Here is a 23,921-nt window from a genome sequence, read left to right as displayed (position 1 = left end):
GGTCCCTTTCTCTATTCTTCACCGAGCTTTGAGAGGATTCCCTGAACCATCGTGTCCATTGTTTTCTGCATATTATCTTTCGTAACAGACTTAGCTATGCAGTCCTGTCCAAAGGCTTCCATCGGACTCCAGAAATTGGCGATCTGTGCGATGGACGGCTGTACTGTGGATGTCTCGATCTGTTTGGAGAGTACTTCTACAGCAGGGCTTGTGCCCAGAAGTTCTGTATCTGCTGCCAGTGCCTGGTTCGTAGGTGCTGAATTTCTTACTTCGAAGCGAACCTTCTGGCTCTTTTCATTAGACAGATATTCTGCTAAAAGCATGGATTCGGCAGGATATTTCGTCTGCGCATTTACGCCGTACAGGTTAAAGTTAACAATGGTACTCGGTGAAACTTCCGTTCCGTCCTCAAGAGTAATTGCCGGTACAGTTGCCACTCCGAAGTTGTCCCCTAAAGACTCCTGAAGTGCTGCTGCGTTCCATGTACCAGTCAGGCTGGCCCCCAGCTTGCCTTCTTTAAAAGATGCAAGAAGAAGTGCGTCGTCCTGATTTTTCACCTTTGGGTTATTGCACAGGTCCAGCAGGTAATCCCCTACAAGAACACCTTTTTCGTTATTGAAGTCACACTGCTTCGGATCAGATCCGTCTTCTCCGAATAAGGTGCAGCCTGCCCCGAAGAAAAAGGAAGATGTATACCATCCGTTGTCAAGGTCCATAGAAAAGTTCGTCACGCCTGAACCTAAGTCTTTTGCAAGCATCGTGTCCAGACTCTTTACCTCATCCTCTGTGTACTTGCTCTTGTCATAGTACATAAAAAATGAATTGGATGTATTCGGATACCCGTACAGTTCCCCGTCCACGGTTGCCGCCGCGATTGAGTTTTCAACGTTATTCGCAATAATTTCATCTTTGTTTTTTGTAATTCTGTAAAGAACACCTGCATCCTTAAGCTCCGCGATCTGGTCGGAAGCGAATTCAAACACATCTGCGGCTACAGACGGATCTTTCAAAATCTCAGTCTTGGCGTCAGGTGAACTTACCACTGCTGTCTCAATGGTCCATCCCGCTGCTTCCGGATTGTCCGCCTTGAAGTCCTCGATAATCCCCTTTAGCATATCCTGGTCTTCCTGTGACCCCCATATCTTCAGCTTCGCATCCTCGGCATATCCCGCCGCCTTCGACGTTCCTGACCCAGACGCAGCCTCCTTCTTATCTGCCCCGCATCCGGCCAGTACTGATACCGCCATTACACCCGCTAAAAAAACTGATACAACTTTCTTCTTCATTTCCTTCTCCTTTACTATGTGGACTTGTTTAACTTTTTCTGAATTATAGCATCGGGAAGAAATAAGGATATACAAATAAATAAACCTCAAGTATCAATAATTAAACACTTGAGGTTTATAACTAATTCAAAAAGATTACTCTGCTGATAGGTTCATTCTATTGAATCACTATGATGCAGTTTATCAAAGATTCATCATATCAACCAGTATTTTTACAATACTTTCATATGAAATATCTTTTGCATAAACAAATTTATTTTGATACTTTTTCCACATTTTTTTCAAATCCCCACTGGTAGATATTTGTTCAATAATTGCACTTGCATCAGATATTTTTTCTAGAGATCCACGATGTTTTGCTGTAGCTTTTAATGCTTTTTTAAAAACATTTTTATCAATTTTTTGCGTTGCTGCTAAGATATACACATCATAGAAATCTCTCGGCCTTGTGCTAAATACACCCCGGCTTAGAATAGTTTCAACCTTTTCTGCTATTACAGTTTCAATATTATATCCCCATAAAACAATTTTTACATTCTCATCAAAAATTCCGTTGAACTCATATTTAACAGCTTGTGGAGTAATAATATCTCCTGTAGAAATATCAATTGAAAGCGGAGTAATAATAGTATCATAAACCGCATCTAATCTTACACTGAAAACGCCATAGACATCATCTTTACGAATAGGTGCAACTGATTTTACTTCAAATGAGACATCATCATTCAAAGCAATTCCACAAATTGCATTGATTGCGGTTGTAATTTGCTCCTCTGTCAAAGGTAAATTTCTTAATGTTGTATCCAAATCCATTGTAGATCTGGTATCAAGCCCAACAATAGCCGCGATTAGCATACCACCTTTAACAATAAATTTTTCACTGTATTCTGATATAGATAGTCTTTCCAAAAATCGTTCAAACATATAATTTTGCAAAACAACTTGAGCTGCTATACTGTTGCTTTTAGCATAATTTTTTATTTTCCCTTTTAAGCTCATTGCTTTTGAATTCATAATAGGACCTCCAAATACCTTCTTAAAATCTTATCCACACCAAACTGTGGAGCATATGCAGCCAACAAATTAAGGTCTTTATCTAATGAATTAGCATAATTTTTTATTGCACTGACAACTGTTTCTTCATCAAGTCTATTTCGTGAACGCAATATATCACAAACAGTTCTTTCTGCGTTATAACAACGAACTTCGTTACCCAGTGTTGTTTTTTTCATAATAACACCAAGTTGATGTAATTCTGGTTTAATATAATAACATATACATTCCTCTTGTAAAGTGCCTGATAATTTCGTATTGCTCGGAATCGTTACAGAATGAGTGAATGGTGTCCTTTCTGACAAATCATTTAAAAATAAGGCCGTATCATGGGAAAAAATTATTTTCTTCGAACAAAGCATTAACGTATACATATCATCGTGAATGGAATCAGCAAGAACATAAACCCCTTGTCGTTCACGCTCTAATAAACCATTTTTCACATAATTTGAAAGTAGTGCCCGTGTAAATCCTAACTTGACTACTTGTTCCGTTGTTATAGTATTATTATTTCGTTTGAGATTATCTAATATGATAGGGTTAATATCCATTAACATCACCTCTATTTGACATTTATGCCTATATGTTACTTCATTTCGGTATGAATGTCAAATTTCAGATATCCAATTATTTGAACAAACCTCCTACTTTTTCGCCCGTATCTGTTCCAGCCTTTCATCCATTTGTTTCAGAAGTGTCCCGGTATCTGTTTCCCTATCCAGATACCCCGGTAGTCTTTCTGTAAAGAAATCGTTCTGTATCTCCTGTTCCCATTTCATTTGGTAATTCGGCATGACGGTGCTGACGCTTTCGACCGCGTCTATATAACTACACTCCAGCGCACTCACCCCCTCTTTGTTTTGCAGCTTCTCCGAATTCCGTGCATCCAGTTCCACCCTAAATGCCAGCAGCTTTGCGGCCCCATCGGTTACTTTTGCATCGTAACCGGCAGTGAGCGCCCATGCACTCATGCGCGGCGAATTCATCAAAATATTTCCGGGGAATGGGGCAAACCCCATGTTTTCTTTCACGTTATCCGGCATCTCCTGAATCATCCAGTACCCGTTTGCAAAAATTGCGGCTTCCCGGCTGCAAAAGCGTACCTCTGCCTCGTCATAATCAATTTCTACGGCATCCGCGTATGTATAGCCGTACATTCTGTCCAGCATTTCCATCATATCTGCCATCTCAGGCGTCTGGTAACTGTCCGGAAAATCCTGGTCTAAAAAGGCCTGTCCCTCCTGCGTACCGTACAGATAACTTGTTGCAAACAGCATCGGCACCCAGTAACTCCCGTAGCCGTGGAGGGACAGCGGCGTTATGCCCTTCGCCTGCAAGGCATCGAGACAGTCCCAGAATGCCTCCCACGTCTTTGGAAATGTTTCGTAACCTGCCTGTCTTAACAGCTCCTTGTTGTAAATGATCCCGGCATAGGACTGAATCCCGCTCCCCAGAGGCGCCAGATATATGTCCCCGGACTCTTCAGTACATGCATCCAGTATCTCCGGCTCGACCGCGGCCTTCCACTGGGGAATTGCATCCATATATGGTCTCAGATTCACGAGCCGTTTGTTTTCTGTAAGAAGTGTATAGAAGTCATAATCGAATCCCGCATCTGTGATCACGGCGGGCATCTCGTCCAGAATATTCCACTGCTTCAGCTTTTCCCTGTAGCCGCTGGCGCTCTCCGTCAACCATTCCACATCCACATAGTATTCGCCTTCATACTCCTCGTTAAATGCCTCAGCCAGCTCCTGATTCTCACTTAAGTTTGTGGCCGGATTAATGAGAAATGTAACAGGGATGCCTGCTGCCTCTTCCCTGTCATTCCTCTGTACCTCTTGTTTGGGGCTGCATGCGGACAGGGGGAGCAGTACTGCGAAAGCAATCAAACATACACATACATTCATCATTTTTCTTTTTCTCAATGTTCCAGTTCCTCCAGCCTGATTTTTATCACACACTCTGTCCCTGCGCTTTTTGCTACATAGTAAAAACGAATCTGGTCATTGTACTTAAGCCGCAGACGTTTTACTACGTTGCAGATGCCAAAACCGCCTTGTCTTTTCTCGATCAGCATGTCAATCTCATCCATAGACACCTGCTCCATCCTGTTTAGTTTCTCAAGCGCATCCGGCAGGACGGGCGTCCCGTTATTTTCCACGGAAAAGCAGAGATATCCGTCTTCACAGTATGCCCGAATCCAGATCATCCCACCGGAATAAATATCCCGGAAGCCATGTTTGATACTGTTCTCCACAATTGGCTGGAGAATCATTTTTGTCACAAAAAGCTTCTCTGTTCCCGGCTCTGCGCTGGCCTCGTACTCAAAAAGGTCTGTATTCCTGATCTTCTGGATCTCCAGATAGGAACTGACATGCTCCAGTTCCTGACTCACCTCTATACTCTCCCGCCCGTTGCTTAAGTTAATCCGCAGGAATCTGGACAAAGACTGCGTCATCTTCATGATCGTTTCTTCCTTCTGGATCCGGGCAAGCATATAGATCGTATCCAGTGTGTTATACAGGAAATGCGGGCGGATCTGGTAGAGCATCGTCTGCATCTCACTGTCTTTGAGTTCCTTCTCTTTCTTCATAACATCGTTCATCAGGCTCTTTACCTTTTCGATCATCTTGTTGTAGGCATGCCCGATAAAATCCAGTTCCGTATTCGTATCGAGGGAAATCCGCTCATCCAGTTTACTGTCGTCGAAATCCCGCATCGTGGAGCTCAAATACTCAATCGGACTCGTAAGGCGTTTTGTAAAAAAGGCCACCCCCGCCACTGTCAATACAAACATCAGTCCAAAAATCAGACCCATGACAAGCTGGATCTCACGGATTACCTGATTGGTCACACTGCCCGGTGCATACGTGATTACGGCAAACTTCGTCCTCTCGTCGGTTCTTCCGCTGAATATCCCGTTTTTCAGGCTTTTGGACTCTGTTTCATCCGGATTCCACAGTCTCTCATTGAGTTCCTGATGCCAGCTTTCATCCATCCCGTCCGGTATGATTTTATAACAGATTTCCTTGTCTGAATTGACGATAAAATAAGCCAGTTCTTCATTTTCCGCACTCTCCCTCACGGCATCCATGACTCGTTCATTCAGCTTCAGGATTAAAACCCCCGCATCGTGTACAGAATTCATCTCACGGATATACCGCACCGCAAAGAAACTCATTTCATTCGTTCCAAAGATTACGTCCCTCGTCCAGAGAATCTTTGTTTTCGAATACTCATCCCCCAGACTTTGATAGATTGCACTTTTCCTGAATTTTTCCATATCCAGCCGGATTCCCTTCTGGGAGTACTGGTTTCCCTTATTATCAATCACCAGATAAGAATCCAGAAAACTTTTATTATAATAAGACAGCGTCCGCTCCATCATGTCTCTGTCCGAAGCCGTCACTGTCTGGTTCGTCAGTGTTTTCTGCACATAGTCATTGGTCACGAAGTCGGCTGTCAGGGAATTCAGCTCATCATAAGTATTCCTGAAAGAACCCAGTACCTTATCGTTCAGATAAGAATACTGGTCTGTCAGGAATTCCCTTGTATTATCTTTTACTATTTTGTTGATTCCAAGATAGGTCAGGAAAAAAATGATCCCGAAAATGACAGTGATCGATACGACCGCCTTTTTCCGGATGCCGAAGAAATACTTTCTGTACCCCGCCTTCCCTGTGCCAGATTCTCTGCTCCCGGTTTTCATGCTTCGAGACTCCTTTTATATTCACTGGGCAGAATTCCCGTATACTGTTTAAACACCTGTGAAAAATAAGACGGATTCGGAATCCCCACCTGTACACAGATATTTGCAATGCTCTCCTGATCCTCCAGAATCAGTTCCTTCGCCTTTTCCATCCGCATATTCTGCACATAGCGCTTAAACGGCATCTTCATGACACTCTTAAAAATCCGGCCGAAATAAACCGGATTCAGATATACATGTTCAGATACACTGCCGATTGATAAATTCTCATCCTGCAGATTTTCCCGGATGTAATTCAGAGCAACCGGTATGTAATCCTGAAAATACTCCCTTGACGTATCTTCCTCCATATTACTTCGCAGTTCGATAATATGCAGAAGAAGCTGATACAGGATATTCACGCCCTTCGGAGGATTCACGGTATCCACCGCATCATAGAAGTTGCGGAAACTCTGCTTCATTTCCGGTATCAGCCCGTAGGAATCTTCGATAGAAAACTCCACGCGCACGGCAAGCCTGCGCAGATATACCCGGACAGCATCTTCGTCCTCCGGGAGAATATAGACAAACTTCTCATAAGCCTTCTTGATCTGCTTTATGTCATTTTTTCGCAGCGCTCCCAGAACCTGTGTCTCCACATCCAGTGAATACTGGTTCTTCGTCCTGGGAAGGGACTTTCCTTCCATAGAAAGCAGTCCCGCGCCGGCCTCCGCCGCCACCTCAAAGAGATTGAGAGACTGTATGTATGCAGTTTTCAGACCGCTGATCCCGTGTTCACTGTTCGACAGGGCCGAGATCATATCCCCTTTTAATTCTGATCGAAGGTCGGTCAGGATGATTTTCAGCGGTTCAACCCTTCCGCTTTCCCCCAGATCCACGATATAGCAGGTGGCGCCCTCCTGCGTCCCCTTCGTCCAGACCTGATACTTTTCCCGGATCCTCTTATTCAGGCTTGTGTCCAGAACATACTGCTTCATGTCAAACTCCTTCTGGTTCACGACACGCTGTGCAATGTCAATCCCCGCCGTGATAACAGCAAAGGAATGATTCATCTCCGCCTCCCTGGACAGGCTGATGAAGAATTCAGCAAGCTCCGGCTCGTCCATCGCATCATCCAGATATTTCCCGACCATCTGGTTCAGGAAGTTGTCCTTATCCTCTAGAAGCACTTTTTCCCAGAGAGAATAGTTCTTTTCCTTGAACTTTTTCTCTGTACACATCTCGTAGATCTCGGACATCGTCCGTTCGAGTTCTTCTTCCTCAATCGGTTTTACCAGATAAGAAAGCGCCCCGTTTTGGCACGCTTTCCTTGCATACTCGAAATCACGGTAGGCACTGATTACCACGAAATTCGTCTTCAGGTCCATCGCTTTTACTTTCTCAATCAGCGCAAGTCCATCCATCTTCTTCATCCGGACATCTGTCAGGACTACATCCGGTTTCTTTGCGGGAATCTCCTTCAGCGCATCTTCCCCGTCGCGCGCCCATCCCGTCACCTCAAAACCCATTCGCTCCCAGTCATAGGTTTCCAGCAGTCCTTTTAATATGATCGGTTCATCATCGACCAGATATAGCGTAAGCAGTTCCATAAGCAATGCCTCCTATCTGTTCAGGAGTATTTCCCCCAATATTTTTATATACTTCTAATTTATCAGACAATTTAGTAATTTGCAATCAAAGACCGGTATACATTGTTCCCATATTAAAATTAGTCATCTTTGGGATAAACATGCATGAAGTACTATGATAATGTCAAAATATATATTACCTATTTAAGGAATAAATGGAGGAGCTGTCTTTTGAAAATATACAAATATATAGATGGCAAATGCAATGCCTCTGGTCCTGAAGTCAAAATGCTTCGTGAAAAAGCCGGACTCTCGCAGGAACAGCTTGCCGCAAAGCTGCAGCTTGCAGGTCTTAATTTAAATCAAAAAGCCATCAGCCGTATCGAAACCGGTGAACGTATTGTCGCCGATTATGAACTTATAACCCTTGCCGAAGTGCTGGATGCAACAGTAAATGAATTACTGCGGATTTAGCAGGAAATCCTTTTTAGATTTCCTGCTAATCTTTTTTATCCTAATATCTCAACCTCACCAAACGCCTTCAAAAATTCTTTTTTACCATACCCCTCGAACTCTGCCTCCACAGTCATTTCATTTTCCGAGATGAGTACACCGGTGCCGTATCTGGCGTGCCTGACTTTCTTTACTTCCTGCTTCTCTACCTGTACACGGTTCATTTCCTTACTCACTGCTTTCCTCAGCTGCTGGAGATTCGCCTGCTTCTCTTCCGGGGTCTTATCCTCCTCCCAGTCCAGAAGATGCCGGGGAAGCATTTTCAGATATCTGCCCGGGCCGCCCGCCGCACGGGGCTGTCCCGGATTCGTATAGTAAGACAGTTCCAGATATTCCCTTGCCCTTGTCATTCCCACGAAGAAAAGTCTGCGTTCTTCTTCCTCCTCTTCAAACCCGCGCCCAGCCAGCGGAAGCAGCCCGTCATTTACACCGATGATAAATACACTGGTAAATTCCAGCCCCTTGGAGGCATGCAGTGTCATCAGCCTCACCTTGTCCCGCCCCGGATTTTCCTCCGTTTTTAGTATCTGGATACCATAAAGTGCCGATGAACGAAGAAACTCTGAGGTACCCTCAAAGAAGGGCCTGTGATTCTCGCTGCTGTAGTCAGTCAGCCTTTTGCAGAAATCAAGGACCATCTCCCTGTCTTCTACAAATGAAGCTGCATTGGGTCGTAAATAGTCATCCAGTAAAAAATACCGGTAGATCTGTTCCGGCTCCTGTACCTGCACTTCCGAGAATGTATGCATAAAACCGCGCATCCTGTCAAAAATCCGGGACCGGCCTTCTTCCGGTTCTGCCAGAAAGCTTTTCCAGCCCTTTTTCCCTGCCCCCTCCCCATAGGACGGATGGGTCAGCACAGCCTCTGCCGCATAGATATCCTCCGGATTGCAGGCATATGCAAGTACCTTCACAAACCACTCCAGAACAGGAATATCCCTCAGTGTCTTTCTCAGCGAGACGGTAAACGGAATCCCTTCCTTTTCAAAAACGTTTTCCAATATCTCCGACTGGCTCTGGAGCCTGTAAAAAACTGCAATTTCCCCGTAATCCATACCTTTTTCGTTCATCTGCCTGATCTTTTGTGCCAGATATACGGCTTCCTGAAAAGCATCGTAATGGTTTCTCACCAGTATGGGACTTCCGGCCTCCCTGCTGCCCGCCACGGTATTCCCATACTGCAGGAACTTCTCCGCCGCCTCCAGTATCGTCCCGCTGGAACGGTAGTTAACCGGAAGTGAAAGTTCTTTCGCCCCGAACTGATGTTTCAGAAAGTAGAACATCGTCTCCACGCTCCCCCTCCAGCTGTAGATCAGCTGGTTCGGGTCACCTACCGCAAAGAGCCTTGTCTGCTCCCCCTTCAGCGCGGTAATGAAGTCCATCTGCTTTCTGTCGCTGTCCTGCACCTCATCAATGATGATCCATGCAGGCTTTTCATTTTCTTCTTTCAACAGTTCTGTGCTGATTTCTATCAGATCCGCGAAGGACATTTTATTTTGCCGCTTCTTCTCTTCCTGTAAGGCCTGAAACAAAATAAACAGGTCATCTTTGTAACGGCTTACACTCTTTCCCTGGCAAAAGGCCGCATACTCCTGCTCCATCCGCTTTTTCAGACGGTTCTTGTACTTGATGTTCAGCTTTCTTTCCTTCGCAAGGCGCAGGGCCAGCTCCGCCTCTTCATCCGGCTCGATAATCATGAAATCCTTCGTCCGCCCTGCCTTCTCAACCGGGAGAGAGGATCTTAAAAAATTCATTGCGACACTATGGAAGGTTCCAAATCCTGCCAGTTCTTCGTCGGTAAGGCCCGGCTCTATCTTAAGCAGACGCTCCCTGATCTCCCCTGCAGCCTTATTCGTAAATGTAAGGACCGTCATGCTCCGCACCGGAACCTTTTTCTCTATATGCAGGTACAGAATCTTAGCAATCAGTACTGTTGTCTTGCCGCTTCCGACATTGGCGTTGACGACACAGGCCGGGCTTTCATCCAGCACGGCTGCCCTCTGGTATTCATTCAGGCGTTCCCACTGTTCTTCATAATACAATATCTTCAAACCTTCTTTCCAGCCTTGCCTTTGTCTTCTTTTCCCGGTCCTCATCTATCTGCGCCGCCACTTCCAGTCTCATATCCGCGGGACAGACTGCATGATAGCGAAGGATATTCTCAATACTCTTTCTGTTCTCCGGCTCCTTGATCCACATCTCATTGAAAGTGTTTCCTACGGTTATGGTCAGGCAGTGCCCCTTTATATCCACGCGCTGTACCGTCTTTAAGAATGCCCCTCCGGTCTCGCCGTTTTTCTCCACACAGTCACAGAACTCTTCCCAGTTTTCAGGAAGAGAGAAAAAGGAAAATTGCTTCTGTACGGCCGGCTTCTCCGTCTCTTCAACCATTTTGACAGATTCCGGCGCCGCTGTCTTCTCAAGCAGATTAGTAAGCCCCCACAGTACTAGCTTTTTATCCAGTGTATAATCACCCACACATGCCGGACACCCATCCTCGCAGGGACAGTTTTTCACCATGTGGACTGCATTTTCCAGGATCTTCGGGATCAGGTCGTATATCTTCTCCGAATATCCCAGCCCGCCCACATACTTATCATAAATAAACATGTATACGACTGCTTCGTCCCTGTCATCCGGAATCAGCGCGTTGCCGGAAACAACTACATCAATATCGTCCCGTGCAGCCATCGTAACCATCATCGCCGCGTTCCTGACAGCGTTTGACAGCCCGTCAAAGTGATTGTTCCTCACGAGTTCTCCTGACTGGTTCCTCTGTAAGAGCCTGCGGAAAACATAGACCACATTCTCCGGGATCTCCAGCCATGTGCTCTCCGTATCATAGTCCTTCTGAAGCGGCACTGTTAAGCTTACATATCCCAGATTCTGATGATTATGGAACTGAAGCTTCTTAAACATGGAGACCAGTTCGTTCACATTGATATCCCCGAACCGGATGTGCGTGCGCCCGTAGGGCTCCTCCTGAAAAACCTGAAGGACCCTCGTTTCCTTGGTTCCTGCCGGCACGGTATAAAAATTGCCGTCAAAAGGAATACATCTGGCGGTACGGCTTTTCAGGTCAAGGCTCAGTACCTCATAGGACGTCCCTTCATGCATATACACCGCCCCCGGGTAAATCTCATGGTATGCCTGGGATTCGTCCATCTCCGTAATTTCTCTCTCTTCTTTTTCCAGAATCAGTTTGAACCTCGTCTGGTCCATGTTCCTCAGGCTGTAGTCCCCTGCGGGAAATGCGGGGCCGGACCATGCAAACTTCCCTCCCAGACTCTTTAATTCCTCCGCCTTTAGGAGTACTGGGATGACTTCACCCAATGCAGGGAACAGGGCAATATCATCCATCGTCAGCGGCATCTCGGCCGCGGCGGCACGGATATGCGAAAGCTGGATCAGCAGATTGTCACGGTCCACAATCGCATTCTCGCTCTCCTGACAAAACAGCCAGTCAGGATCAATGGCTATATACTGGTCAAAGGGCTGGTTTTCCAGTATCAGATAATTTACACATGCGTCCTGCCCTCTCCCGGCCCTCCCTGTCTGCTGCCAGAAGGAGGCCCTTGTTCCCGGATAGCCGACGATTACCGTCGTATCCAGATTCCCGATATCAATCCCGAGCTCAAGTGCATTCGTAGACACCAGTCCCGATAGTTCACCGGAAATCATCTTTCTCTCGATCTCTTTTCGTTCCAGCGGCGTATATCCGCCGCGGTAACCCGCGATCTTCCGGCTGTCCCCCTGTGACAGGAACCCCGCTGAATCCAGCTTGTCCCTTGACTCTTTTAAGATAATCTCCACACTTTTCCTGGACCTCGCAAAGGCGATGAAATGATGGTTCTCTTCGACGAGCCGCGGAAGCAGGTCCGTAGCCACTGCGGTAGAAGAATATCTTCCATAAACCTTGTCATTGGAGCCTTTGATGACAGGCGGCTGTATGATCCGATATTCCTTTTCGGGGCACGGGGAACCGTCACGTGAGATCAGGGTGAACTTCCCGCCGCATATATTCTCCGCCAGTTCAGTCGGATTCGCAATCGTGGCAGAACTGCAGAGAAACTGCGGGGATGACCCATAATAACTGCATACCCTCTTAAGCCTCCTGAAAATATTGGCCAGATGGGAGCCGAACGCCCCACGGTAGCTGTGCAGCTCGTCGATCACCACGTATCTGAGGTTTGTAAAAATAAAGTCAAAACCATACTTACTGTGATTCGGCAGGAATGCACCGTTTAGCATCTCCGGATTCGTAAGAATGATATTCGCGCTCTTCCGGATTCTGCTGCGCTCCCGGGGCGGGGTGTCACCGTCGTATACCCCGGCCGATACCCGCCCTTCCCCAAAGTATTCGAGCCACGGCTTCAGTGCACGGAACTGGTCGGCTGCAAGCGCTTTCGTCGGATAGACAAAGACGGCCCTCGTCAGCGGGTCATCCAGGACCGACTGCAGCACAGGCAGAAGGAAACTTAACGTCTTCCCGCTGGCAGTCGAGGTCGTAATCACCACGTTCTCTTTCCTGAGGGCAGCCTCAAACATCTCTGCCTGATGGGAATATAGTTTCTCTATTTTACTCTGCCCTAAGAAGCTTTTAATCTCTTTCTGTAAACCAGCCGGGAAAGCGGCATACTCTGCCCCTCTTCTGGCCAGTCTTTCCCTGTGTATGATCAAATCCTGAATCTCCATATCCGTAATCTCCCATAAAACATTTCTGTTACTCAATCCCAAACCAAAACAAATGTTCTTTTTATTATAGCATATCCCCACTGGGAATTTCAATGCCGCAAAAGCATTGACTCCAGTGGGGATATGTAAAGGGGGACTAATATTGGGATTTACCGACAATCCCTTCGGATTTCTTTATGTTAACTCCAGACAACGCATCTGCCACGGCATTCTGTAATTCTTCCATCTGGTAAGGTTTTGTTAAAAGTGCACACCCTCCGGCTTTGGCACCCTCCTGTACTGTCTGTGCGTCGGAGTGGGCGGTAAGGAACACGACCGGAATTTCGTTTCTGGCCCGCAGCTCCCTGCAAAAGTCGAGGCCGTTCCCATCCGGCAGGTCAATATCAAGAACAATCGCATCCGGCGTTGTTTTATGCAAAATTGTCCTTGCTTCCCACAATGTTCCCGCACTTAAGATGGAATATCCTTCCGGGCGCAGGACACGTTCGTTCAGACGCAGCAGCTGCGGACTGTCATCCACCAGAAGAACAGTCTTTCCCGTATGCAGTGCGTCCGTCTTTGGCCTTTTCTTATGGGAATAGCTTTCCCGAAGCCTTGACAGTTCCCGCTGGCTGACCAGTGAGCAGACAAAATAGGCCAGTACGTCAAATACCACCGAGATGTGTTCCATCTTCTCTGGCGGAGGATTATCTGTCCCTAAAAAACCATACATTTTTCCCTGGGCCAGCAGAGGACTCAGAATGATGGACTGGATTTTCTGGGGCTGTAAAAACTCATAAATCAGCGTGTCCTTTTCCCTCAGCAGTTCCACGTCCGGTTCAATGATGTTCTCACCTTTCGTCAACTGCCCGTACCAGGGAAGCAGGTCTTTTTTCGCCACATAAGGCAGTTCTTCGATGCCGGACGATATTCCAGCCCTGCACCATTCATAAGTGTTGCGGATGTGCTGGCGGTCCATTTCTTCAAAAACGTATACCCGGTCACACTCCAGCTGTTCTCCCAAAAAACAGAGAAGCCGCTTAAGCCCATCCTCCGCATCCGGGGCCTTCCTGATCTTCTTCAGACATTCCCCTACAAACTGCTCGTTGCGCGCAGCACTCTCCTCACAGGACCGGTTCGGGGGGCATCCAGCAATACCCGCTGAATTCATTTTCATATGCTGTCCCTCCTCTTTTATATCACGCATCGGATTAGGGGCAGGGTACCTGACAATTTTCATTCACCAGCCTGTCCAAAAGCAGCATTAGTTCGAGATCACTTTTAAACGATATGGTTTTCCCGTTTGTTTTTACTTTTCCCTGCCATATATAATTCTGTACTTCCTCTATGCAAACTTCAAAAGTTACCTCTTGATATTCCTTTTCCATAAAAACTGCCTCCTTCCTTTATTCTAGGATAGCAAAAAAAGGGATAAAAAACGCGAACCTTACCAAAATGTCAGGTTCGCATTGATCCACTCGGAATGTTATTATTTTTTCTGAGGTTTGTCCTCCATAATCTCCAGCAGGTAACCCTCGTTCCGAAAGGTCATCAGGGATACTTTCCCGCCGGACAACGCCAGTTTATTCTTCAGCCGGGACATGCATTTCCAAATGGCGCTGGCATTCCCTGATAAAGGCTGTTTCCAAACCCCCTCATAGATTTCCTTCGCCGGAATAGTCCTGCCTTCATTTTTTAATAGGTAGAGCAGGACAGAAAATTCCCTCGCTGCAAGCAGCATATCTTCACCGTTCAAGAAAGCACGCAGGGCTACGGTATCCAGCACAAGCGGTCCCCGCGTGATGGTCTTTGCCTGCTCCGTATCCCGCCGGTTCATCCGCACAAGACGAAGCTGTGCCTTGACACGGGCCACAAATTCATCTACATCATACGGCTTTGTGATATAGTCATTGCCGCCCGCTACAAGTCCCTCGATGATCTCACTCTTTTCATCCAGGGCCGTCAGAAACAACACCGGGGCCGACGTGGTCGGCCGTATTTCCTCACAGAATGCAAGGCCACTTCCGTCCGGCAGCATGATGTCCAGCACCAGCACATCGGGCGTATGCGTCTGAAGCAGTTTCCGTGCCCCTGAAAGCGCTGCCGCGCACAGCACAAAAAATCCCTCACGCTCCAGAATACGGCGGTTGATTCGCTGAATATTCTTATCGTCCTCCACCAGCAGGATTATCCCTGTCTCTTTCATGTTCAACCTCCTTCGCCGGCAGTGTAAACCACACTTCCGCCCCTTTGCCTTCCTCACTCTGAACGCCGATCTGGCCGCCATGCCCTTCGATAATTGTTTTACAGATGGTAAGTCCCAGACCCGTAACTCCTTCATCACCACGCCGGAACCGCTCGAATACATGAGGCAGCAGCTCCCGGCTGATACCGTCCCCGTCATCGGCAACACTCACCCGCACCTGATGTTCCAGCGCTTCTGCCCGGACGAGGACAGTCCCGTTCTTTGTATGCCGGTTGGCGTTGCTCAGCAGGTTAATCAACACCTGCACAAGCTGGTCGGCACTTCCCTCCACCGGGGGCAGCCCCGGCTCTGTCTTTGCTGTCAGGGTGTTCCCCTGCCGGGCAAACATGGACTGGTAAATCCTCACCGTTTCCACGATCAGAGACTCCAGATCCAGCCTTTTACACACGGAATCAGTCCCCTGCATACGTCCAAGTCCTACAAGGCTTGTTACCATCTGGGCAAGCCGTCTGGCCTCGGTGGAGATCGCATTTAAGTCCGCTACCGTTTCCTCATCCACCACACCGGTCCCGATATTCTGGGCTGCAAACTGTGCGTTGACCGAAATGACCGTTAATGGTGTTTTCATCTCATGGGACATATCGGTGTAGAACTGATTCTTCATACGGTTCATCTCCGCCATCATTTCCTTTTCGGCAGCCATTCGTTCCTCACGCTCCTTCGCCCGGCGCACCTCACTCATAGTGCCAAAAAACAGGGCTGTCATGGCAAATAGTACGAACACCGCCATTGACATTTCCGAAACGGCAAAGCGAAGTGCAGGCAGCATATGGATGTCCATATGGTACAGCATATCCCACAGGGCCGCAAACAACAGGAACGCAAAGCCAGCCAGCACGGCAAGCTGTCCGGTATCAGGCCGCTGTTTCTGAAAGATAAGCCGGATAAAGAAATACAGGCCGATCAGCCCCAGTATCCCGACACGCCATACTGCGGTATAGGACATCAGCAGGGTTGGGCCGAATATGTCAATGGCAGCAAAGCACCCGCACAGAATACTCGCGGCAGGCGGGAACCATTTCTGCAGTACACCGGGAAAGAGCAGGTACAGAAGCCACACCAGCAGGATACCGCTTAACGGCATCGTTAAGTATTCCAGCCGGAAGATTACCGTCCACGGCAGATTTGGAAGTACCGCCCCCAGTATGCGCTGCCCGGTGACACCGGTGCGGATAAACCACGTCAGACAAAATAGTGCAAACAATAGGTTCGGTTTGTAATGCTGCATCATCGTGTAAAGAACCATATGGACGATAAACAGTACCAGATAACACCCCATAAGTACGACTTCCGGACAAAGGTTCCTCAAGACATACCGGTTGATCTGTTCCGGCAGGCCTATGTAAAGAGTTCCGTGGGTGCCGCTGTCCTTATGGGTAAAGTTGGACGCCTGCTGTACAATGACTATCTCACCATTCTCGTCAGGGGATACCGGGAGTACATAGAATTTTACACCCGGTGTGGTTGTTTCCCGGTTTTCCCCCGGAACACCGGCCTCAAAAAGCAGTTCGCCGTTTACATACATACGGCTTGCAAAGTCCACACTGTACCCGCAGATGAGATAGCTGCCCCGGGGGACCTTCAGCTGCATCCGGCTTGTGGCATACTGGGTCCCGTTATCTGGCTGACCAAGACAGATATCCGTGCGTCCTGAAAATTCCTGCGGGGTCAGCAGGGCATCCGGCACATATTCCACATCGCCGGTAACTCGTACATTCTTCTGCATAAGACCGGAACTGGTTAAATCCCATTCGCCGTTTGCCGAGGTCATGACTGTGGTTTCGCCCGTGCGCGGCTTTACGCCCCACACTATCAGCATCAGGACGACAATCAGGGGTAGAATGGCAGCAAGTATCCTTTTTTCTTTTTTCTCTGACATTTCACCGTCCCCTTTACTCTCTTTTATGGGTCGATTATACCAGATAATTTCAAGTATAGGAACAAAATTCCATTGATTTATTGTATCCCACACAAAAATCCGCAGGAATCATCCCGCGGATTTTTGTGTTTCTTATGATTTTATTTCCGTATTCTCCGCCATATTACTGTTGTGATTAAGGCTACCGCCGCAATAGCCAGTAATACGATATACAGCACAACCGGACTGTTATCTCCCGTCGCCACATTGCCCTTCTGCAAGTCTTTCTTTCCATCAGTGCCGCCGGAAGCCTCCTGTCCTCCCGGTACCGGGAATTTACCTGCTTCTTTGACTTCCTTAGTCGTCAGTACATAGCTGGAACAATGTGTCAGTTCAAATACTACATATCCTCCATTAACGATAATCTCCTTCTGTACCGGCTCCAGCGCCTTCTTATCTGGATTGTAATAGTACAGGTACAGCTTCTGCCCATCCGCAAATACACTGCCTGCATATACTTTCACTTCCGCAGGGCCGGGCAGCTTACCGCTGTGTGAAAATTCAAGGAACAGATTCTGTGCCCCCTTCTGGAGAAGCTTCCCGATGTCAGGGCTGCTGATCAGTGACGTTATCCTGAAGTCCATGACGATGTTCTCATTCGTGATCTGATCTCCGCGGAATGTGAAGGAATACAGAAGGCCTCCATCGTCTTCCACTACAAATGTCAGCGACTTATCGGTCCCCTTAAGAGCCTGAAAAACGGTTTTCTGATCTTCGTCCGACAGTACAGCGTCTTTTCCAATCTTATATGTGATCTGGGCTGTTTGTCCCTCCTCCAGCTCTTTCACCACATCTTTTACGTTATCGTATACAGCATCTGCATCCGGCTGTCCCGGGGTACCGGGATTCTCCGGTACATCCGGGTTGCCTGGCTGCCCCGGGTTATCTGGCTGCCCCGGGTTATCCGGTTGTCCGGAATCCCCCGGTACATCAGGATTATCTGTTCCACCCGGATTATCCGGATGGTCTGGCTGTCCCGGTTCATCCGGGCTGTCTGTACCGCTGACCCTCTTCAGATTTACAGCCATATCTGCCAGGTCCCCTGACTGGATTTCTCCTGCGGCATGGCTCTGGCTGACTGTTTTCACAGAGACCGGCTGTATCATAATCTCACATTCTGAATCATCCATATCGAGGCTCACGGTACCGATAGAGCAGCTTTTTGTGTCTTTATCAAACAGTAATTTTGTATCCGAGAGAAAGATATTTAATTCCTTCTTTTGAGGATTGTACCTGTAATCAGATATACGGTATGCCCCTGCACCTGACTGGTCAAAGGATACGGATACCCCGGGGGTATCCCCCGTGATATCTGTAACCAGCATCGTAATCTGCATGGTTGTCACTGCATTGTTCACAAGTTCCTTATTTGGTGCAAAGATAAGCTGTGCACTCTCCTGCTTTTCATCTGCTTTCCATTGAATGAATGCATCATTCTTCGCATCCTGAGCCGATACAGGCAGACAGTATCCGAAGATCACAAGCAGAAGAACCGGTAATATTCTTTTTATTCTCTTCACATTCAATCCCTCCTACTTGTTATCCTTTATTTCAATATCCTTCAGTTCGGCCGGCAATTTTACTTCCAGCGTATCACTTACAAGCCTCTCACCTTCATTTGTGTGTGCATCATCGACCCTGTAGAGCTCTGCCGTGACACTCTGCGGAATCCTGCCGGCTGCCTTAAGTTCCTGATAGGTATCTGGTTCAATATAATAGATCCATGTTCCGGAAGAAATCTCCCCGAGTTCACCTTTATCCGGCACTTCCGCAAAGATCACCTGCGTGCCTTCTATGATTTCTTTGTTCTGGTCATAAAGCTTCAGGGCATTATATGCCGGATTACCTTTGTATTCTCCGGTAAAAATCAGCGATCCCTTTGGTATCATACCATCTTCAAGAGTCTTATCATAGACATAATCGGATTTCAGTATCCCGATCCCATCTTTCAGAAGCTCCACATTATCTCCTGCCGGACCGAGGATGTCTATCTCTGACAGTTCGGCCTTATTCTGGCCCTTTACGACAAGCTTCAGGTATGAGGCATCATAAGTATACATCCAGCTGTCATTCTCTTTACTGAAATATACGGCAGCCGTACCGTCATCATAGGTTAAGGTGCCTGCTTTCGCCAGTGTCCATTCGGAATTATCTTTGCTTACATAGACCTCATACTTCTTAATTGCATCTGCGCTTTCCTCCGGCACAGTAATCTTCATGCCTGCCACTGCAAGCATTTCCTGAAAACTGATGACCAGAGAAGGTGCCTCATTAGAGGCTCCAACATAGCTGTCACTATAATCATCGTTGTAAACCTTCCCAATTGCCGATACTGTTTCTGGTTCCGGATTATCATCCGAGCCTGTTTCCTGTTCGTCATCCGGTGACGTCATGTTTGTTGTCACAGACCATAACTTCTTGGAAACACTGCCGTCATGCGAGATCTTAACCGGGTCAAGCACGGTCTTTTCCGTCTTGTTAAGCAATTTGTCATATCCGATTACTTCGTAGGTAAATACCCGGTTATTCACAGTATCAATGGTATCTGTAAATACGGTCTCACCATCTTCTGCCGCGACAAAACCAACCACTTTTCCGTTGCGGTATATTTCATAACCGAGCATTGCATCCTGGTCGGCTGCCGTATTAGATAATTTCAGGGTAACCTGCTTTGAATTATTCTTATACTCCATCTGTGCATTGACCGTGCTGCCGGAAGCTGCGTCTGTCCCGCCTTCCACACGGTAAACCCTTGCCTCATCCGTGATATAGTATATATTTCTTGTCTCTTCCCCGAACTGCGCCGCATATGCCTTCGTTGTTTCATCCGGTGTCATTCCCCACTTTTCAAAGAACGGCAGAAGGTTCTTTCTGGCGGCCGCACAGGAAAGCCTCATCAGCTTATTGTCCGTATCTGCCCCGTTCAGTGAGAGCCCGTTCGGTGCAAGAGAGGTGTTTCTCGCATAAGCATCTACTCTGGCGAAAAACAGGTTATTGAACTGGTCCTCGTAGTTATCGTAAGTCTTGTAATTAAAACCGTCATCATAGGCAAGATGCAGCTGCCAGTACATAGCCAGACTCGTAAATACACTGGACGCCCTTCCCTTTGTTCCTGATGTTACTTTCTCATAAACATCTTTGTATTTGAATCTGACCTTGTCGTTCGTCTCGTCAGCCTGCGCCAGAATAGAGAAATAGTTATTCGTAATCTCGGCGATTGCATAATCGGGCTGGTTGATTATATGCCCGATCTCGTGGGCAATGCCCCAGCCAAACAGCTGCCCGCTCACATATCTGCCGTTGTCACTTACAACCGGCTGTGACCGTGCGAGGCCCGGGATGCTTCCCCATTCGATTCCGATATGCAGCCCTCCGGCATACATGAATGCCCCGGCGAACATCCTCATATACCGGATATTCAGCCTGCTTACCGGAAAACTGTTGTTTGCGCCATAATTCTCTGGCACTGTCTGGTCTGTCAGGCCCTTATGCTGGTAAAACAACGTGATCATCTGATCCATTGCCTCCAGAGACTGGTAAAGGACCTCTGTCTGGCTGTCCACATCATTCCCGTCTGTACCTGCTTTTTTATTAATACCGTTTAAAATCTGTTCTGCTGAGACAGAATACATCATCTTATCCAAAACAATCTCGGTCGCTCCCAGAATACAGTTTTGCTTGTCATATGCATAATTGCAGTGGGTTTCGTCCTTGTCCAGATGCTGGCTGTTATGCATCTGCTCAATCTTTGGTACATACGTATTTAACTCTTCTACATATGCCCTGACCGCGGCACGTTTTTCCGCCTCAGTAGATGCCTTTGAAATATCCAGCATCGGGATCTTTGTGCCGCCGCTCACTCTGACCTGTATGTTAATCTTGTTATTAGTTCCGGTAAATTCTACATACAGGCTGCCACCGTGTTCCGTATTCAGACTGCTGATGGACGGCATCGTCACTACATTCTTCCCCTGCACCAGATTCGATACGACGACTTTATTCCAACTGCCTGATTCCGCATGATACTGGGCCGCAATCAGACGCACATTCGTACCGGCGCCAACTACGGTATTCTCCCTGCCCACATAGACTGCCAGTTCTTCGCCCTCATGTGCCACAACCCCGAGCGGCTGCCAGGAATTTAGTCCGGACGCCATCTTAAGAACATTGTCCTTCGCCTTGATAATGCTTGTATCCACCCGGATCGGATCAGAAAGCTTCTCGTTCTCCAGAATATTCCGTGCATTTTCGATCTCCCGCAGCAGAAGGTCCCGCCTCGGATGATACTCGCCGCTTACTTCGTCCTTCGTGTTGGTGCGTTTCTCCAGAGCATCGACCATTTCCTTTGTCACATTATCGGCAAGTGTCACATGAAGACTATCAGCATACAAAGCCTCCACTTCATCGTCCAGACTGTCATAATAGTAGAACTTCATCTCCGCAATCGAAACACTGTTGTTCCCTGCCCAGTACTGTGCCAGATTAACCTGTACTTTTTTTGCTGTAAACGGCTTATCAAACCACAGCTCATAATATACTTTTCCATTGGAACTTTTCTTGGATGTCAAAAAGCCATTTATCATCTGTTCGCTGCCATTCTCATCCCAATACCGGGTCTTGGCATAGTTATAGCCCCCTGCCTGGCCTGCATCCGGAACGACCGTAATCCGGTTCATCTCATATGCCTGGTCAAATTCTACGATCGGGGACGGCTTTCCTGAATTAAATCCCCCTGCATCCCATGAATTGAATATCCAGGAGGATGCATAATCGTTATCAACAACTGTCATCTCATTATCCGGCTTAATGCTCGGGTATTCCACACCTGCAATGTGCGCCGTTGCCGTTCCGACCCCCTGGTCGGTATTGATCAGTTTGTAATTCGATGTCACAGGCGGATCCAGATCCATCGTGGTCCCTACATAAACTGTTGACTTTTTACTTGTCCCGCAGTCATTCGTCCCGGTCAGGCACACCTCATAGGTTGTCTGATTCTCCAGACCAGTAAGCCGGTAGCTTGCTGCTGTGATGTTATCCACTTTCTGATACTCAGTCTTACCTTTTATTCTATAATAGAGGGTATAGTAATCCGTATCCTCCATCTTCTTCCACGAGATATCAAGCAGGCGGTACCCGCCCTTTACGCTTACATTCTCCGGTGCATCCGGTGCTTTGTCTGCAGCCGGGACGGCGTCTATCGCATCACTGTACCCACTGCTCCACTCGCCGTTCACAGACTGGACCCTGACTTTGTAAACCTCCAGGTTCTTCAGTTTTTCATTTCCAAAGGAGGTTACATTCAGCCAGTTCACGGATGCCGGAATAACGATCGTCTTTTCTTCGTGTGTAATCTCCACCTCGTACCCTGACACATTCTCCTGCGCGTCCCAGTTCAAAGTAAATTTCTTACTGCCCGGTGTCACTGTAAGGTTCCCCGGAATATTCATGACAGGGGCCGGTATTCTTGACTCCATATCATTTAAAAACTCTACTTTTCCGATATCGGCAAGCTTCGTACTTCCGGTATCTGTAACCTTGATCTTGATCCTCTTGACTGCCACCTGTTTTCCCAGATTCACAACCAATGTACCATCGGCTTCCTGCGTCACCACAGCCGCCGCCCTTGACCGGAAATAGGCCGCCCGCTCATCAATCGCAAATGTCTCCGTATGCTCCCCTTCTTCGTCTGTATAGGTGACGTCGATGGTTCCGCCTTTAATGATATTTACAGAGTCCTGTACCGGTGCAATTGTAATGCCCCCGACTGCCAGGTCTTTTTGGCCGGAGAGATCAATGCTGATCTCAACCGGATTCTCTTCGGATATCACTTCATCCGATACCGGCTTCACCGAAATGCTCCCGGCCCCGGTCAGAACATCCATGACACTGTTTCCCTGTGCCAGTTCCGTCCCCTCGGAAACCTTAGCCTCAACCTTCGTTTCATCGATCAATGCCGTCCTTGTCACAGTCGCCTCTGTGCTCTCTGTCCCGTAACTATAAGTGAAGCACTGAATATCTGCCAGATCCACTGCACCGTCCCCATTCAGGTCATACATTAGGTCTGAAGAAGCTTCGCTGACCGCATCAAGAAGCAGTGAACGGTCTATGTCATCTACTGCGCCGTCCCCGTTCACATCCCCATATCCATAGGTTCCCGGATGAGCCGCACCTTCGATTACTGCAGTCATATCCACAAGACGTATCTGCTGGTTCATTGCCTGTATTTCGATTTCCTGGCCATAAACAAAACCACCTCCGTTAATCTGGAGCAGGTATGTTCCCTCTTCAATCCCGTTCAGATCAACCGTACCTTTTGTCGTACTGCCGTCTTTCGCCGTAAAATCCTTCCTAACAGCCTCAGTTCCGTCTTTTAACAAAACCGCGGATATCTGCCCGATACGTGTCTGTACATCAGTAACCGGCAGATTACATGTGAGCTCTACCGATAAATTTCCCTGTTTCTGCCCGGAATCCTGATCCTCAGAAGCAGCCGCCGCTGTGTCTTTTTCGTTAGCCGCATCTTTCTCCTCCTGATCCACTCCCGGGTCTTTGCCTTCTTCCTGCTCATTTCCTGACTGATCTTCCAAAGAGCCGTCCGCCGGGTCCGTACCTTCCTGACCGTCCGCCAGGTCCGTACCTGTCTGTTCCCCGGAACCGGCATCTTTGCCGATAGTATCCGCAATCGTTCCTGCGGCTGTATCAGGCGTCCTTAGCACACCCTCTTCTGCATAAACATTGACAGCCGTAAGCTGCAGCGTCATGCACATGGCCAGAAGCCATGCCAGCTTTTTCTTCATACATTTCCCCTCCTCAATCTTGTTGTGGACACAAAAAGGCGGTATCAAAAGACATTGATACCGCCTGCAGACCGATGCTGTGATAGTCCGGAAAATATAAACTTTTCCCCTATTCCCCCAATTGAAAAACCCCC

At 47.7% G+C, this 23,921-nt stretch carries 15 protein-coding genes; 1 reads left to right on the top strand and 14 read right to left on the bottom strand.

The features are described from left to right. Nucleotides 1–11: 11 nt before the first annotated feature. From DWX43_RS17510 to DWX43_RS17485, 6 genes are all read right to left on the bottom strand, one after another. Complete coding sequence (locus DWX43_RS17510; RefSeq protein ID WP_118621249.1) at nucleotides 12–1,286, bottom strand: extracellular solute-binding protein; 1,275 nt, start codon at nucleotides 1,284–1,286, stop codon at nucleotides 12–14. Between the two features lie 183 nt (nucleotides 1,287–1,469). Next, nucleotides 1,470–2,300 (bottom strand): nucleotidyl transferase AbiEii/AbiGii toxin family protein, encoded by an 831-nt coding sequence (locus DWX43_RS17505; protein WP_118621248.1) that lies wholly within the window; start codon nucleotides 2,298–2,300, stop codon nucleotides 1,470–1,472. Then, a complete protein-coding gene (locus tag DWX43_RS17500; protein ID WP_118621247.1) occupies nucleotides 2,297–2,890 on the bottom strand; it encodes a type IV toxin-antitoxin system AbiEi family antitoxin domain-containing protein in 594 nt (197 codons plus the stop codon). Before DWX43_RS17500 ends, DWX43_RS17505 begins: the two co-directional genes overlap by 4 nt. A gap of 93 nt (nucleotides 2,891–2,983) precedes the next feature. Then, on the bottom strand, nucleotides 2,984–4,267 hold the full coding sequence (locus DWX43_RS17495) for an ABC transporter substrate-binding protein (protein ID WP_118621246.1): 1,284 nt from the start codon (nucleotides 4,265–4,267) through the stop codon (nucleotides 2,984–2,986). After that, nucleotides 4,264–6,051, bottom strand: coding sequence for a histidine kinase (locus DWX43_RS17490; RefSeq protein ID WP_118621245.1), 1,788 nt, complete (start codon nucleotides 6,049–6,051; stop codon nucleotides 4,264–4,266). Before DWX43_RS17490 ends, DWX43_RS17495 begins: the two co-directional genes overlap by 4 nt. Beyond that, nucleotides 6,048–7,640 (bottom strand): response regulator, encoded by a 1,593-nt coding sequence (locus DWX43_RS17485; RefSeq protein ID WP_118621244.1) that lies wholly within the window; start codon nucleotides 7,638–7,640, stop codon nucleotides 6,048–6,050. Before DWX43_RS17485 ends, DWX43_RS17490 begins: the two co-directional genes overlap by 4 nt. Before the next feature lie 210 nt (nucleotides 7,641–7,850). Between DWX43_RS17485 and DWX43_RS17480 the strand changes: the two genes are divergently transcribed. After that, entirely contained in the window at nucleotides 7,851–8,093 is a 243-nt protein-coding gene (locus DWX43_RS17480) for a helix-turn-helix transcriptional regulator (protein ID WP_243099375.1), read from the top strand. Nucleotides 8,094–8,128: 35 nt separating this feature from the next. On the opposite strand, the gene DWX43_RS17475 is transcribed toward DWX43_RS17480, so the two are convergent. The 8 genes from DWX43_RS17475 to DWX43_RS17445 all read right to left on the bottom strand — a co-directional run bounded on the left by DWX43_RS17475 (nucleotide 8,129) and on the right by DWX43_RS17445 (nucleotide 23,787). Continuing rightward, nucleotides 8,129–10,183: an ATP-dependent helicase gene (locus tag DWX43_RS17475; protein ID WP_330582287.1), complete on the bottom strand. Its 2,055-nt coding sequence runs from the start codon at nucleotides 10,181–10,183 to the stop codon at nucleotides 8,129–8,131. Then, on the bottom strand, nucleotides 10,164–12,827 hold the full coding sequence (locus DWX43_RS17470) for a DEAD/DEAH box helicase (protein ID WP_118621241.1): 2,664 nt from the start codon (nucleotides 12,825–12,827) through the stop codon (nucleotides 10,164–10,166). The genes DWX43_RS17475 and DWX43_RS17470 overlap by 20 nt, the downstream gene beginning before the upstream one ends. Before the next feature lie 136 nt (nucleotides 12,828–12,963). Then, complete coding sequence (locus DWX43_RS17465) at nucleotides 12,964–13,983, bottom strand: response regulator (RefSeq protein ID WP_118621240.1); 1,020 nt, start codon at nucleotides 13,981–13,983, stop codon at nucleotides 12,964–12,966. 34 nt (nucleotides 13,984–14,017) lie between these two features. Next, nucleotides 14,018–14,194 carry a hypothetical protein gene (locus DWX43_RS27040; protein ID WP_181368562.1) on the bottom strand — a complete coding sequence of 59 codons (177 nt, stop codon included), beginning with the start codon at nucleotides 14,192–14,194 and terminating at the stop codon, nucleotides 14,018–14,020. Nucleotides 14,195–14,295: 101 nt separating this feature from the next. Beyond that, complete coding sequence (locus DWX43_RS17460) at nucleotides 14,296–15,012, bottom strand: response regulator transcription factor (protein ID WP_109729736.1); 717 nt, start codon at nucleotides 15,010–15,012, stop codon at nucleotides 14,296–14,298. Beyond that, nucleotides 14,972–16,951 carry a sensor histidine kinase gene (locus DWX43_RS17455; protein WP_118621239.1) on the bottom strand — a complete coding sequence of 660 codons (1,980 nt, stop codon included), beginning with the start codon at nucleotides 16,949–16,951 and terminating at the stop codon, nucleotides 14,972–14,974. Before DWX43_RS17455 ends, DWX43_RS17460 begins: the two co-directional genes overlap by 41 nt. Before the next feature lie 140 nt (nucleotides 16,952–17,091). Next, the gene (locus tag DWX43_RS27425) at nucleotides 17,092–18,510 is read right to left on the bottom strand and encodes a collagen-like protein (RefSeq protein ID WP_118621238.1); all 1,419 of its coding nucleotides are present in this window, start codon (nucleotides 18,508–18,510) and stop codon (nucleotides 17,092–17,094) included. A 12-nt stretch (nucleotides 18,511–18,522) separates the two neighbouring features. Then, nucleotides 18,523–23,787 (bottom strand): M60 family metallopeptidase, encoded by a 5,265-nt coding sequence (locus DWX43_RS17445; protein WP_118621237.1) that lies wholly within the window; start codon nucleotides 23,785–23,787, stop codon nucleotides 18,523–18,525. Nucleotides 23,788–23,921 lie beyond the last annotated feature (134 nt).

It is taken from the genome of Clostridium sp. AF19-22AC (assembly GCF_003479085.1).
GTDB classification, from domain to species: domain Bacteria; phylum Bacillota; class Clostridia; order Lachnospirales; family Lachnospiraceae; genus Faecalicatena_A; species Faecalicatena_A orotica.
This window is presented reverse-complemented; position numbering and strand designations above follow the sequence as displayed.